Origin of the sequence: Sorangium aterium, from assembly GCF_028368935.1 — a bacterium.
Lineage (GTDB): Bacteria > Myxococcota_A > Polyangia > Polyangiales > Polyangiaceae > Sorangium > Sorangium atrum.
Map to the genome: position 1 here is coordinate 1 of NZ_JAQNDK010000005.1, position 14,012 is coordinate 14,012.

Here is a 14,012-nt window from a genome sequence, read left to right on the forward strand (position 1 = left end):
GCCGCGAGCGATAGACCACCTCGTCCCCGTCGCCGTCCGTCACCGTCGCCACGACGCTCCCCGCGGGCAGGAAATCCCCCGCCAGCTCCACGAACGCCCGCAGCTCTCCTCCGGGGTTGTCCCGTAAATCGATGACCAGCTCCCGCATCCCCTCCGCCTCGAGCACGCGTATCGCCCGGTACACCAAGGCCGGCACGTCCAGCGAGAACACCCGGATCCGGATCACCCCGATCCCATCGCTCAACAGCGCGTGCTCCACGTTCCCCACGCCCGGGAGCACCTCTTCCGGCGCCATCGCGCACGTGTAGAACACGTTCACCGCGCTCGGCACCAGCACCGCGCCCACCGCGTTGTTCCCGGCGTTCCCGGTCGTGGGACAGGTGAGGTTGATCGCCGGCAACCCCTCGATGATCACCTTGGAATTGCCCGCCACATAGGCGCCGACATCCATGTAGAGCGGGTGCGCCACCCCGGGCTCCATCCCGAAGGTCATCGGGATGGTCGTGCCGAGGTTCAGCGCGTTCATCATCGATACCTTCACCTTCACCGAGAAGTTCACCGCCATCGCGTTGAGCGCGAAGTTCGGGTACGGGATCGGCACCACCACCGGCCCCACCGGCGTCAGGCACACGTCCGGAAACCCGATGTTCATCCCGGCGCCGTTGTTGCTCGCAGGCAGCACGCGTCCGCTCCTTCCGCTGTTATCGGGGCGGCCGCGGGGGCGTGTACGCCTCCGCCTCCAGCCGATCGACGTCCGTGCGGCGCGCGCCGAGCAGCCTCGCGCCGGAGAAGCGCGCGCCCTTGTCGTGGAGGGCGTGCAGGTTGGCGCCGCCGAGATCGGCCTCGCTGAAGTCGGCCTCCTCGACCCGCGCGTGCGAAAGATTGGCGCGCTCGAGGCGCGCCGAGAGGAAGAGCGCGCCGCGGGCCTCGGCATGATCGAGCATGGACTCGCGCAGATCCGCGGCGGCGAGGTTCGCGCCGTCGAGGTCCGCCCGGGTGAACGTGGCGTACCGGAGCATCGCCCGCGAGAGCTTCGCCCCGCGCAGCGAGGCGCCGCCGAAATAGGCGGCCTTCGCCACGACGTTCGGCAGGCTCGCGCCGTCCAGCGCGGCCTCGCGGAGCCTGGCTTGCGTCAGGATGGATCCCTCGAAATCGGCGCCGCGCAGGTTCGCCTTCGAGAAGTCGCTGCCCATGAAATCGCAGTCGCGGAGGCTCATCCGCTCGAGGTTCGCCTCCATGAAGGCGCAGCGGTGCACCGTGAGGCCGGCGAAGGAGACGGCGCGAAGATCCACGCCGGTGAAGTCGACCCGATCGAAGATCGTCTTGCCGAGCACGGCGCCCTCCAGCGCGGCCCCGCGGAGGAGCGCCTGCTGGAGCACCGCGCGCGTCAGGTTCGCGCGCGAGAGCCGCGCGCGGTCGAGGATGCAGCGGACGAGGCGCGCGGCCGTGAGATCGGCCCCCTCGAGATCGGCCTCGATGAGGATCACCGACTCGAGATCGCGGCCCGAGAGGTCCACGCCGCGGAGGAGCGAGCGCGAGAGGTCGCAGCCGAGGAGGCTCACGCCCCGGAGGTCCGCGCCCGTGAGATCGCAGTCCGAGAGGATCGAGCGCTCGAGGCGGGCGCCGCGGAGGCTCGCGCCGCGCAGGTCGGCGCCGCGCAGCGAGCAGAGGGAGAGATCCGCGCCAGAGAGGTCGAGGCCGGAGAGATCCGCGCCCGTGAGGTCGGTCCCGGCGAGGTCCTTGCCCGCGAGCTCGGGTCGGCCGAGCTTTGCCTCGTCGAGGACCACGCCGTGCATGCGCTTCGGGAAGCGGGCGCCGCGCAGGTCCGCCTTGACGAAGACCGCGCGATCGAGCTCCGCGCCGTCGAGGTCTGCGCCGGTGAGATCGGCCCCCACGAAGGCGCCGGCCTCGACGCGAGCGCGGGAGAGGCGCGCGCGGCGGAGGTTCGCGCGGGTGAACGAGGCGCGCGCGACGCGGGCCTCCGTGAGATCCGCGCCCTCGAGGTTCGCGAGGTCGAGGCGCGAGCCCTCGATTGTCGCGCCGGCGAGCCGGGCGCCGGACCAGTCCGAGCCCACCGCCTCGACCTCGACGATCGTCGCGCCAGAGAGATCGGCGCGGGCGAGGCGCTGGTACGAGAGCTTCGCGCGGACGAGCGTCGCGCCGGCGAGGCGCGCGCCCTCGAGGTTCGAGCCGAGCACGAGCGCGCCGTCCAGCGCGCAGCCCGCGAGGTCCGCGTCGCGGAGGTCGCACTCGACGAAGTGGGCGCCCGAGAGGGTGCTGCCCGCGAGCCGCGCGCCGCGCAGGCTGGCGCGTAGGAACCGGGCGCGAGCGAGATCGAGGTTCGTGAGATCCAGGCCTCGGAGGTCGAGGCCATCGAGGCGGGCGCCCTGGAGCGGCGCGCCGGCGCGGATGCGGTCGAGGAGCTCCTCGACGCTCTTCACGCGCCCTCCAGGCTGGAGCGCCGCAGGTTCGCCCCCTTGAAATCGCAGCCGGCGGCGCTCGCGCCCTCGAGGCGGGCGCCGTACAGGCTGGCCCCGGCGAAGGAGGCGCCGTCGAGGCGCGCCTTGCAGAGGTCGGCGCCGAAGAGATCGGCCTGCGCGAGGTCGGCGCGCTCCAGGGAGGCGCGGTAGAAGCGGCTCCCGCGCAGGACCGCGCACGCGAAGCGCGCGCCCCGGGCCGAGGCCCACGAGAGGTGCGCCCGCGGGAGGGACGCATACCGGAGGTCGGCGCCGTCGAGCTTCGCCCGGAGCAGCGCCGCGCCCTCGCCGCGCGCTTCCACGAGCGTCGCGCGCTCGAGATCGGCGTCGGCGAAGCTCGTGCGCGTCAGGGACGCGCCCGTGAGATCCGCGTCCGTCGCGGAGGACCCGGCGCACATGCACCCGACGAGCGACGCGCCCCGCAAGGAGGCCCGATCGAGCTTCGCCCCCTGGAGCACGGCGCCGTCGAGGTGGAGCTCCTCCCCGTCGATCTCGCGGAGATCGGCCGCGTCGAGCAGCGCGCCGCGCCCCCGCGCCCTCGCCAGGCGGGCGCGGGTGAGATCGGCGCGGGTGAAGATGGCCTGGTCGAGCGTCGCGCCGCGCAGATCGGCGCCCGCGGCGCGCGCGCCGGTGAGGTTCGCCTGGGAGAGGTCGGCGCCCGAGAGCGCGGCGCCCTCGAGGGTCGCCTCGAACAGCACGGCCCGCGAGAGATCCGCGTTCGAGAGGTTCGTCCCCGAGAGGTTCGCCCCCGAGAGGAGCGCGCCGGAGAGCTTCGCCCCGGAGAGGTCGCGGCCCGAGAGGTCCTGCCCGGAGAGATCGCGCCCCGAGAGGTCGGCGCCGGGGCCTGGCTCGGGCGGCGGCGCCGCGGCCTCGCCCGGGAGCCGGTAGCCGGGGACGATCTCGCGGAGGCGGGCGTCGCGGAGCAGCGCGTCGAGGCGCTCGACGCCCTCGAGCTCCGTCCCGCGCGCGGCCGCGTCCCGGCGGAGCTTCTCGACGCGCGCGACGAGCGCGTCGAGCGCGCCGCCCATGGGGACGCGCGGCGTGCCGGCGGGCGTGGCCGGGAGGTACGCGGCCTGCCGCTGCGCCGGCAGCCGCGCGAGCGCCTGCGCGATGGTGCGCTCGAGGTCGACGCCCTCGGGGGTGCGCAGGGCCCGGAGCTTCGCGACGAGCTGCCTCACGCGGTCCTGCTCCGGCGCGTGGAGACCGCCGAGCCGCTCGGCGAGGAGCTTCGATACCGGATCCGCCTCGTCCGCGGCGCGCGGCGGCCGCGGCGCGCCGTCGCGGACGAGGTCGTAGGCGTCGCGCACCTCCGGCGGGAGATCCTCGAGGCCGCGCGGATCGCGGGCGAGCTGGGCGAGCTGCTCCCGGTACTTGTCGAGCGGCAGCGGCGCATCCGAGAGCGGCTCGGCGGCGATGACGACGGCGCGCACGTCGGCGAGATCGTCCTCGGCCACCTCGGCGTGGCCGCGCCAGGTCAGGGTCACGAGGCCCGCGTCCGGCTCGACGAAGAGCGTGTCGAGGCTCATGCGGGCGTCCTGCACGCGGCCCTCGGCGTCCTCGACGACCGCGCGGATCCGGAGGCCTGGCAGGCGGAAGGAGGCGGTCTGCGCGGCGGGGTGGAGGTTCAAGAGCGTGACCTCCTCGTCGCCGCGCAGGTGGCCGGCGAGGCGCTGATCCGCCGGGGCGGCCTGGAAATAGGCCCAGTCGAAGTCCTCGGCGTACCACGGGGCGCGGGTCTTCCGGTACGAGGGGCCGTATTCTTTGCCGAGCATCCGGCGGTGCTCGGGCGAGTCCGGGTGGATCGGCCCGAAGGGCGCGGGCACCTGGCGGCCCTCGCGCGGCGCCGGGACGAGCAGCGATTTCGACCAGCTCCCGACCGCGAAGCCCACGGGGTGCTCGCGCTGCGGCTCGCCGGGAGGCGGGTGGCAGGCGCCGCGGAGAAGGAGATCCGCGGCCGGCTTCCAGTCGGCAAAATCGCCGGGGTACGTGCGCTCGCCGTCGCGCTCGCCGTCGCCTCCCTCGAAGGTCTCGGCGGTCAGCGCCCCCTGCGCGAGCTGCCCTTCCAGCGGCGCGAGCGGCTCGCCGAGGCGGAGCGAGAACCGGCCGCGGACGACGAGGACCACCTCGGGTTGCGGCGGCCTCCGCGAGCAGACCTTGGCGCCGAAGGGGAAGGGCGTGAGGTTTTTGGTCTGCATCAGAACAGGTTGATGACGCCGGACATCAGGTTGTACGCCCCGGTGCTCACCGACTCGGCCGACGAGACGCTCGCGCAGATGTTCTTCACGTTGGTGCGGAACTGGGAGAGCTCCTGCCGGTTGGTCAGGTTGAGCTCGGCCTTGGGGCCCATGTTGATCGAGACCCCCGCCGTGAGCGAGACCTCGAGCATCGCCGCGATCGTCAGCTCGACAAGGCCGCCGATCGTGACCTCCTCGGTGGCGCCGACGGTGATCGACGCCGCATTGCCGATGGTGACGTCGCTCGTATTGCCGATGGTCACCGACTGGACCTCGCCGATGGTCGTGTCCGAGACGAGCGAGGCGGTCGTCGTGCTGGACACGGTGCTCGCGGCGGTCTCGTCGCTGATCGACGTGGCGCTCGTGGTGCTGGAGATGGTCTGCGCGGTTGTCTCGTCGCTGATCGCGGTCGCCGTCGTCTTGCTGGCGATCTGGTCGGCCCAGGTCTCGTCGGAGATCAGCGGCACGGGGCAGGCCGCCGAGCCGGTGTACGACTCGATCCGCTGCGCCCAGGTGGAGCTCAGGCAGGTGGGGTTCGGTCGCTCGGCCGAGGGAGCCTCGGAGCCCGTGATGCTGGTTTGCTTGTTGCCATAGAAGCGATCGAACGTGTCGCCGTGATAGGTGGTGTCGACGTCGCCCTTCTCGGTCTTCTCGGTGACCTTCCAGGTGCCGTTGTAGTTCTGGACCCATTCGATGGTGGTGGCGGCGGTCCAGAGATCGGTGGCGTCCTGGATATGACCGCCGGAGACGTCCCAGCCGGCGGTGTCCTCCTGCCGGCCGAGGACGAGCATGCGGTAATTGCCCTTGATGACCTCGACCTTGTCGCCGCGCGTGGTGGTGATGCGGTTGCCGTCGGAGTGGTCGCGCCAGCCGCCCTTGGTGTGGAGCTTTGCTGTCTCGGCCTGCCGCTCGGCCTCGGGGATGAAATCGGGGCAGCCGTCGCGCTTGCGGGTGTCGTCGATGAACGAGGTGACCCGGGCGGCGAGGTCCTCGCCGGTCGCCCTCGGCGCGCCCGGGTTGGCGGCGAGGCTCGGGTCCTTGACCGCGCCGAGGCGGAGATACGAGCCCATCGCCTCGGCGTCGGACGCCGCGTCGTTGAAATTCGGGACCTCGATGAGGAGGTATTTCCCGTTGATACCCTCACCCTCGCGCGTACCCATGCGTGCCTCCGCGTCGGGTACAGTACCAGGCGAGCCGCGGAGGAGGCGCGACGATGAACCGAGAGCCGACGGAACCCCTGACGTGCAGCGAGCCGTCCCCACCCGCCGCCGCACCGCCGTGCGGTGAGCCCACGGCCGCGACGGCGCACCGCGCGCCCAGCGCCGTGACGATGGCCGCGGGGTCCCCCGCCGCGCGCATCCGCGAGGCCCCCGACGCAGGGCCCCCGTGCAGCGAGCCCATCGCACGCGCGGCGTGCGCCGAGAGCCCGGAGGAGGCGGCCGGGCCGGTGGAGGATGCCCCGCCAGCGCCGTCTCCGGACGATCGAGAGCTCCTCGAGGCGCAGGCGCGGGCGAGCGCCGGAGGGCCTCGCGAGGGGCCGCCATCGCCGCTGCGGGCGACCGCCGGAGGGCCGCGGGAAGCGCCGCCGTTGCGCCCGGGGACGAGCGCCGGAGGGCCGCCGTTGCGCCCAGGGACGAGCGCCGGAGGGGTGCGGGAGCTCCCGCCGTCCCAGAGGGGCCCAGGGGCGCCCGATCACCTGCCGTTCCGCGAGCTCGGCGCGGCGGGATCGGCGCTGCGCCCGCCGCGCACAGCGCCGATGGAAGCGCTTCAAGAGGCGAAGGCGGCGCTCCGGGACCGGGCACGGCAGGCGCCGATCCTGCGGCTCGACTCCGACGATTTCTCCTGCGACCTCGTCCGGGTGCGCGGCGTGCACGGCAAAGAGGCCATCGGCCAGCTCTTCTCGTACGACATCGACGTCGTGTGCAGCGACGGCGCCGAGCTCTCGATCGACCAGGTGCTGGGGGCGACGGCGGCGCTCGTGTTCGAGGTCCAGGGCGCGGACGAGCGGACCGTGCACGGCATGATCGCCGAGGTCGAGGACCGGCACGAGACGGAGACCGCTCTCCGCTCCTACCGGCTCCGGCTCGCGCCACGGGCGTTCCGCGCGACGCTCGTGGAGCTCCAGCAGGTCTTCCTCGACATCAGCGTGCCAAAGCTCATCCAGCACAAGCTCGCGATGGTGGGGCTCGGGCCCGAGGACGTGGTGATGCGCCTCTACCGCGATCACCCCGAGCGGGAGATGATCGTCCAGTACAAGGAGACGGATCTGGCCTTCATCTCGCGGCTCGCCGAGCACCTCGGGATCTCGTTCTTCTTCGAGCACGAGTCGGGCCGCGACGTGATGGTGTTCACCGACGAGCCGACGGGCTTCCAGCCGCTGCCGGGGGGCGACGCGGTGGTGTTCCGGCCGCGGGGCGAGCGGCGCGACATGTTCGAGCTCAGGGAGCAGGCCAGGGCCTTCCCCGCGACGTACGTCATGCAGGAGTACAATTACCGGACGCCAAGGCTCGACATGACGGCAACGCACGAGTCACCGGCGGGCCTCGGGGGCGGCGTCGTCGAGTACGGCGCCCACCACAAGACGCCGGAGGAGGGCCAGCAGCTGGCGCAGATCCGCGCGGAGGAGCGGGCCTCGTCGAGCCGCTATTTCGAGTGCCAGAGCGACGAGCTCCGGCTGATCCCCGGGGCCGTCTTCGCGCTCGAGGGCCACCCGCGGCTCGACGGCGAGCGGTTCCTGGCCGTCGAGGTCGAGCACCGCGCTGTGCAGCCGGTGGCCATCGAGGGCGGGGCCGGCGGCGAGCAGGAGTACGTCAACCGCGCGCGCCTGGTGCGGGCCGGGCAGGCCTACCGCCCGCCGCGGACGGCACCGCGGCCGAAGATCCACGGGGTGGTGACGGCGCTGGTGGAGCCGCTCCCGGACGGCGAGATCGGGGAGGTCTCGCCGATCGACGAGCAGGGGCGCTACCGGGTGCGCTTCCACTTCGACGCGGGGGATCCCGCCTCGCGCGCGTTCCCCTCGCGGCTCGTGCGGATGATCCAGCCGCACGCCGGGCCCAACTACGGCATCCATTTCCCGCTCAAGCCCGGCATCGAGGTGCTGATGGTCTTCGTCGACGGCGACCCCGACCGGCCGATGATCGTGGGCGCCGCGCCCAACCCGATCACGCCGTCGCCGGTCACCCGGGAGGTGAACCTGATGCACCGGATCGAGACGTCGACCGGCATCCTCATCGAGATGCGGGACTGCCCGCCGCGCGGGTGACGCGGGCCGCCGCTACCGCTTGCGACCGGCTCGGCCGCTCAGGCGGCTGATCGCGTCGCCCGCCGCCCAGGCGACGCGGGCCGCCGCGTTCAGGGAGCGGACCATCGCCTCGGGCACCTGCGCGATCAACCGCTCGAGATCGACAGGGCCGTCGATCGACGGCAGGAGTTGCTCCATCAGGTCGGCGAACAGGTCGTACTTGCGCGACAGGTCGTCGAGGCGCGAGCGCATCGCGTCGGCCTCCGCGCCCTGCGCGTCGCCGAGCAGCGAGAGCGCGCGCCGCGCGAGGGCGCGCTTGTCCTGCACCACGCGGCGCAGGCGGCCCAGGTAGGCGCCGACGATCACGTCCGGGTACTTGCCGCGCAGCGCGAACGAGTCGTGCCGCGCGCCCGACTCCCGCCGGCGCTCGATGATCCCGGCCGCCTCGAGGCCGCGCAGGTTCGCGAAGATGTTGCTCTTGGAGCGGCCGAGCTCCTGGCTGAGCTCATCCATCGAGCGCGGCTCGTCCGCCAGGTAGAGCGCCGCCACGACCTGCCCACCCAGCCGGGTGATTCCGGGGAACGACGCGGCGATCTCGGCGCCGACCCCCTCGAGCAGCGCCTGCCGCGCCGCCGCGACCCGCTCGTCCGAGGCGCTCCCGTCGCCCCCCTCACCCGTTGCGGGCGGCTGCGGCGGGTGCGCTGTCGGCGACGTCGGCCTCCGGGCGGTCATGATGGGTGACTCACATAACGATCTTTCGCGGGTGCGCCAAGCGGCCAGCGCGCCCACACCCCGCATGCCTGGCCTGATCGCCCCGGCGCGGGAAGCCCGCTCAGGAGTCGTCGGTGCAGACGTCGACGGACCCGGCGCGCGGCTTGCTCTTGTAGATATCGGCCGGGCAGCTGCCCCAGCGCGAGACCACCTCGCCCACCTCGATGGCCAGGCTGCTCGACCAGTCCCGCGCGCCGTCGAAGCGGGCCCGGATGATCCCGTTCGGGTCGATGATCCACGTCTCCGGGTAGAGCTGCGTGCCGTACTGGTCCATCACGACCTTGGACTCCGGGTCGAACAGGACCGGGAACGGCGGGTCTCCGTTCAGGGCCACCTTGAGCGCGTCGCGCACATCGTCCGGTCCCTCGTCGGTCGAGACCGTGAGGACGACGATGTCCTTCCGCGACTGGGCGATCCGGCCGAGCTCCGCGAGCGCCGGCATCTCCTGCAGGCACGGGGCGCAGGTCTTGGTCCAGAAGTTCAGGAAGACCGTCTTGCCCCGGAACGACGACAGCCGGACGGGCTTGCCGTTCATGTCCGGCAGCTCGAAGTCCGGCGCGAGCCGGTTCCGGCCGGCGTACGCAGGGCGCAGGGCGCAGATGGCCTCGCAGCCGGTCGTGCGCTGGTCATTCTGCGCCGCGTGCACGAAACCGTAGACCGTGACGGCAGCGACGAGGATGAAGGCGAGCTGCGCGATGGTCGTCCACTTCACGGGGGTTCGCATAGCGTAGCGCGGCGCAGGGCGAAAGCGGGCCGAAACGCCCCGCCGCCGCGCGTCGACGCGGGGGCTTCACTCCGGGCCGGAGAGCAGCCGCTCGAGCCGCCGCTCGTCGACGCGGTACTTCATGATCTTCCGCCCATCGAGCTCGACAACGGGGACCTCCCAGTCGTACAGCGCTCGCTTCTCCGGGCCGGCCTCCCGGTCGAGGTCGACGACGGCGAGCTCGAACGGGAGCCGGGCGCGCACGCGCTCGAGCGCGGCGTGGGCCTCCTCGCAGAGGTGGCAGCGCTCGCGCGTGAAGAGGGTCAGCGTCTTCATCGTCACGTGGCACCCTCCGGGCCGGGCTGCCGCCCCGCTCACCCCGCCGCGAGCAGCGGCAGGCTCTGCCGGCGCGGCGGCTCCGGCCGCTTGATCTTCTCGAACGCGCGCTCGTAGTCCCGGAACGAGCCGCCCGCGTGCACGGCCTGCTGCACGGCGCGCCCCTCGGCCTCGCCGCCGGCGGCGAGCACCGCCTCGACCCACGCCCAGCGCGCGCTCGTGGCCCGCACGTCCGCGCGGCCCCGCAGCCCGCGGCGGAGCCGGTCGAGCCGCTTGTTCACGACGTCGATCCCGGCGAAGCGCGCGCCGTGGAGCGGCGTGTTGCGCTTCGGGCAGAACGGCGCGATCCCGAGCGCGACCGGCACGATCCGGGACAGCTCCGTGACGAACGCGACGCACTCGTCGATGTCGGCGTCGGTCTCGCCGGGGACGCCGACCATCAGGTACAGCTTGAGCCGATTCATCCCGTGCTGCCGCGCGAGCTCCGCGGCCCGCTGGAGGTGCCTGGGCCGGGCGCGCCGCTCGAGCGTCTCGCGGACCCGCTCGCTCGTGCCGTCCATCGCCGTCGTCAGCGTCTTGTAGCCCGCGAGCCGCAGCGCGCCGACGAACTCGTCGGTCAGCCGGTCCGGCCGGAGGCTGCTCAGCCCGACCTCGCAGCCCCGCTCGGCGAGCGTCCGGACCACCTCGACGATCTTCGGGTGATCGCTGACCGCGGCGCCGACGAGGCCGACGCGCCTCGCGTCCTCGGGGATGAGCTCGAGGAGGCGCTCCTTCGGGACGATGCGCATGCCGCCGTTGGTCGAGCGGCGCATCACGCAGTAGGTGCACCCGCGCGAGCAGCCCCGCTCCGCCTCGATGAGAAACATGTTCGAGAGCTCGGTCTCCTCGGCGCGGATCGGCGACCAGGCGGGCAGGAGCGCGTTGTCGCACTGCGCGACCGGGGGCATCTCCGCGCCGTGGCGCGCGGGGACGAAGACGTGGGGGAGGGCCGCCAGCGCGTCGAGCGCCGCCTCGCGCGACGAGGCGTCCCGCAGCAGGCGGAGCACGTCCACGGCCAGGGTGTCGGCCTCGCCCATGATGATCGCGTCGGCGAACACCGCGAGCGGCAGCGGGTTCGAGAACGTGAGCGGACCGCCCGCGAGGACGAACGGATCGCGGAAGGAGCGCTCCTCCCGGAGCGCCGGTATCCCCGCCAGCTCGAGCAGGCGGACGACCCCGGCGAGCTCGAGCTCGTAGGCCACCGAGAGCGCGATGACCGGGAAATCGGAGATGGGGCGGAGCCCCTCGTACGTGATCGGGGGGCCGTCCGTGCCCTGGCCCTCGTCATCGGGCAGGAAGGCCCGCTCGCACGCCATCCCGGGCTCGGCCTGGATGGACTTGTAGATCTGGAGGAAGCCGAGCGAGCTCATTCCGGCCCGGTACGGCGAGGGGTAAGACAGCGCGACGCGGAAGGGCGCCTGCTTGTCGATACGACCGATCTCGCCCGCCAGGCGGCGGCGGATCGTGGTCGTCATCGCGCTACGAGACATCGGCCCAGCGTCCCTCAGGGGACGTCCAGGCGCAAGGATGGGAAGGCCGGCTGACAGCCGTCCGGAGCGGCGATTTTTTCCAGCTCACGGCCCACCACCGTTCTCCGGAGCGTGTCCGGCGGCCGCACCCCCGCCGCGGGGAGCGGGGGCCGGGTGCGGCGGCTCGCCCGGGCGGGACCAGAGGACGCGCTCGCCGTCGGTCTCCCAGGTCAGGGCGCCGCCGCGGTCCGTGCGTGCGATCGCGACGCCGTGGGCCGAGAGGCGGGAGAGCACCTCCGGGCTCGGGTGCCCGAAGCGGTTGCGGACGCCGCAGGACACGGCGGCGATCGAGGGGTCGACGGCCGCGAGGAGCGCCGCGCCCGTCGACGTCCGGCTGCCGTGGTGCCCCACCTTGAGGAGGTCGGCGCGGAGCGCGGCGCCGTAGCGCGCCACGAGCGCGTCCTCGGCCTCGTGCTCTGCGTCGCCCACGAGCAGCGCGGATCGAGCCCCGTAGGTGATGCGCACGACGAACGAGTTGTCGTTGGCGCCCCGGTCGGGGTGGAGCTCCGGGCACGGCGCGAGCACCTCGATCGTCGCTCCCGAGAGGACCCGCGGCCTGCCGCACAGCGAGGCGGGCCGCACGATGGGCACGCCGCGCCCGCGCAGGTCCGACAGGAGCTTCCGGTAGACCGGGCCCGCGCCCTCGGCCTCGCCCTGGCCGGTGTCCCAGAGCTCGCCGACCTCGACGCCCTCCACCGTGGCCGGCAGGCCGCCGAAGTGATCGGGGTGGGGGTGCGAGAGGACGACGGCGTCGAGGCGGGCGCGGCGGCGCGATCGCAGGAGCGGCCGGAGCACGCGCGCGCCCGTGTCGACGGGGCTGCCGACGAAGCCGCCCGCGTCGACGAGCATCGCGCCGCCCTCGGGGAGGTCGATCAGGATGGCGTCGCCCTGCCCCACGTCGAGCACGTTGACGCGCAGCACGCCGCGCGGCGCGCCCGCGCGCGTGGCGACGCCCTCGAGCAGCAGCCACGCGGCGGCGCCGGCGGCGAGCGCGGCGAGCCGGCGGCCGCGGCGCTCCGCGGCCCACGCGATCGCGATCGCGGCGGCGAGCGCGGCCAGCTGGGCGGGCGACGGCTCGGGCAGGCGCAGCACCACGCCGGTGTCCGCCGAGGCGCGGGCCACGGCGCGGACCGCGAGCAGCGCGCCCGACCCGACGAGCGCGCACCCGCGCTCGACCGGCGGCGCCCACGAGAGCACGGCGTGCGCGAGGCAGAACGGGAGCGCCGCCAGCTCGCCGATCGGCGCGGCGACGACGTTCGCCGCCACGCCGAGCAGCGGGAACGTCTCCCCGTTCATGAGCAGCAGCGGCGTGCACCCGAACATGGCGGCGAGCGTCGTCGCGAGGGGCGCGAGGACCTTGCGCGCGAGCTCCCGCGGCGACGACCCGCCCGGCCCGCCCTCGGCGCCGCCGTCGCCGCGGTCCTTCTCGCCGGGGACGAGCAGCGCGGCGAGCGGCCGCTGCAGCCAGAGCAGCCCGGCGGTCGCGGCCGCGGACAGGCCGAACGAGAGATCCCACGCGACGAGCGGATCCACGGCCGCGGCGCCCGCGAGCGACAGGGCGAAGCAGCGGACGCCCACCGGACGGAGGCCGAGGAGGCGGGCGCCCATCGCGCAGCTGAGCATCGCCGCGGCGCGCATCGCCGAGCCGCCGCCGCCGGCGAAGTCGGCGTAGAGCCACGCAGCCGGCACGCACAGCGCCGCGGTGATGCGACCCGCGTCCCACCGGGCGGCGATCGGCCCGACGCGGACGAGGATCGCGCGGAGCGCGGCGGCGAAGCCCGCCACCGCGAGGACGAGGTGGGTCCCCGAGACCGCGAGCAGGTGCGCGAGGCCGCTCTCGCGGAAGGCCTCCTGGTCCTCGGGCGCGAGGTCGGTCTCGCCGAGCACGAGCGCGCGCCCGAGCGCCACCGCGTCGGGGTGGAACGTCGCCTCGATGCGCCCGCGCACGAAGGCCCGCGCGCGATCGACGGCCGCGCGCACGTCGATCGCGCGCCCCTCCGACGTCCGCCGCGCCTCCACGATCGTCCCGCTCGCGACGATCCCGCTGCGCGCGATCGCGGCGCTCCCGTCCCGGAGCCCCTCGTTCCGGAACAGGTGGATCGGCGCGAGGTCCACGGTGACCTCGAGCCGGTCGCCCCGCGCGAGGTCCACCGGCGCGCCGTAGAGGCGCGCGCGGAGCGGCCCCGGCAGCGCTCGCCCGCCGCACGTCCCGCCGGAGAGCTCCACGTCGATGCGCGAGGCCGGCGGCTCGTCGTCCACCTCGCGCGCCGCTGCGGAGCGCTGCTGCGCCGCCCCGACCACGACCGGCGAGCCGATGACGGCGCACGCCACCTCGCAGCGCGCCGGCGGGTGCAGCAGCGCGAGGGCACCATCGTAGGCGGCGCCCGCGCCGTCGAGCAGCGCGCGGGCGCGGAGGCCGCTCACGACGAGCGCCACCCCGGCGGCGGCGAGCGCGGCGCGGCCGGCCCGGCGGCGGAGCGCCGCGGCGGCGAGCGCGGCGCCGAGCGCCGTGGCCAGGGGAGAGAGGGCGAGCGGCGCGCCCGCGGCGAGCGCGAGGCCGAAGAGCAGCACGGGATCGATCACGGCCACGCCGCCCCGCAACACCCGGGCCGCGCGCTTTCCCGCGGTATTTCGCGGCGGAGCGGCCGCCGTGCCCCTGGCGCCGCCATGGCGGCGTCGAAC

Annotated in this window: 10 protein-coding genes; 1 reads left to right on the top strand and 9 read right to left on the bottom strand. The window is 74.2% G+C overall.

All coding sequences use genetic code 11. The annotated features are described in order from the left end of the window. From POL72_RS38340 to POL72_RS38355, 4 genes are all read right to left on the bottom strand, one after another. A partial coding sequence (locus POL72_RS38340) for a PAAR-like domain-containing protein (protein ID WP_272101810.1) occupies nt 1–682 on the bottom strand: 682 nt, incomplete at its 3' end. A 19-nt stretch (nt 683–701) separates the two neighbouring features. After that, nucleotides 702–2,441, bottom strand: coding sequence for a pentapeptide repeat-containing protein (locus POL72_RS38345; protein ID WP_272101811.1), 1,740 nt, complete (start codon nt 2,439–2,441; stop codon nt 702–704). Further along, on the bottom strand, nt 2,438–4,672 hold the full coding sequence (locus POL72_RS38350; RefSeq protein WP_272101812.1) for a DUF2169 family type VI secretion system accessory protein: 2,235 nt from the start codon (nt 4,670–4,672) through the stop codon (nt 2,438–2,440). The genes POL72_RS38345 and POL72_RS38350 overlap by 4 nt, the downstream gene beginning before the upstream one ends. Further along, on the bottom strand, nt 4,672–5,871 hold the full coding sequence (locus POL72_RS38355; protein ID WP_272101813.1) for a hypothetical protein: 1,200 nt from the start codon (nt 5,869–5,871) through the stop codon (nt 4,672–4,674). The genes POL72_RS38350 and POL72_RS38355 overlap by 1 nt, the downstream gene beginning before the upstream one ends. A gap of 53 nt (nt 5,872–5,924) precedes the next feature. Between POL72_RS38355 and POL72_RS38360 the strand changes: the two genes are divergently transcribed. Next, nucleotides 5,925–7,973 (top strand): type VI secretion system tip protein TssI/VgrG, encoded by a 2,049-nt coding sequence (locus tag POL72_RS38360; RefSeq protein ID WP_272101814.1) that lies wholly within the window; start codon nt 5,925–5,927, stop codon nt 7,971–7,973. Between the two features lie 12 nt (nt 7,974–7,985). Here the strand turns inward: POL72_RS38360 and POL72_RS38365 are convergent, their stop codons facing one another. From POL72_RS38365 to POL72_RS38385, 5 genes are all read right to left on the bottom strand, one after another. Continuing rightward, the gene (locus tag POL72_RS38365) at nt 7,986–8,684 is read right to left on the bottom strand and encodes a GbsR/MarR family transcriptional regulator (RefSeq protein ID WP_272101815.1); all 699 of its coding nucleotides are present in this window, start codon (nt 8,682–8,684) and stop codon (nt 7,986–7,988) included. Between the two features lie 100 nt (nt 8,685–8,784). Then, a complete protein-coding gene (locus tag POL72_RS38370; RefSeq protein WP_272101816.1) occupies nt 8,785–9,435 on the bottom strand; it encodes a TlpA family protein disulfide reductase in 651 nt (216 codons plus the stop codon). Nucleotides 9,436–9,513: 78 nt separating this feature from the next. Further along, a complete protein-coding gene (locus POL72_RS38375) occupies nt 9,514–9,762 on the bottom strand; it encodes a glutaredoxin family protein (RefSeq protein ID WP_272101817.1) in 249 nt (82 codons plus the stop codon). A 38-nt stretch (nt 9,763–9,800) separates the two neighbouring features. Next, complete coding sequence (locus tag POL72_RS38380; protein ID WP_272101818.1) at nt 9,801–11,291, bottom strand: B12-binding domain-containing radical SAM protein; 1,491 nt, start codon at nt 11,289–11,291, stop codon at nt 9,801–9,803. Between the two features lie 84 nt (nt 11,292–11,375). Further along, on the bottom strand, nt 11,376–13,913 hold the full coding sequence (locus POL72_RS38385) for a DNA internalization-related competence protein ComEC/Rec2 (protein WP_272101819.1): 2,538 nt from the start codon (nt 13,911–13,913) through the stop codon (nt 11,376–11,378). Nucleotides 13,914–14,012 lie beyond the last annotated feature (99 nt).

What these genes read in the sequence shown, in the direction of transcription:
- POL72_RS38380 (WP_272101818.1), bottom strand. Translation starts at nt 11,291, where the DNA reads ATGTCTCGTAGCGCGATGACGACCACGATCCGCCGCCGCCTGGCGGGC.
- POL72_RS38350 (WP_272101812.1), bottom strand. Translation starts at nt 4,672, where the DNA reads ATGCAGACCAAAAACCTCACGCCCTTCCCCTTCGGCGCCAAGGTCTGC.
- POL72_RS38360 (WP_272101814.1), top strand. Translation starts at nt 5,925, where the DNA reads ATGAACCGAGAGCCGACGGAACCCCTGACGTGCAGCGAGCCGTCCCCA.
- POL72_RS38375 (WP_272101817.1), bottom strand. Translation starts at nt 9,762, where the DNA reads ATGAAGACGCTGACCCTCTTCACGCGCGAGCGCTGCCACCTCTGCGAG.
- POL72_RS38355 (WP_272101813.1), bottom strand. Translation starts at nt 5,871, where the DNA reads ATGGGTACGCGCGAGGGTGAGGGTATCAACGGGAAATACCTCCTCATC.
- POL72_RS38365 (WP_272101815.1), bottom strand. Translation starts at nt 8,684, where the DNA reads ATGACCGCCCGGAGGCCGACGTCGCCGACAGCGCACCCGCCGCAGCCG.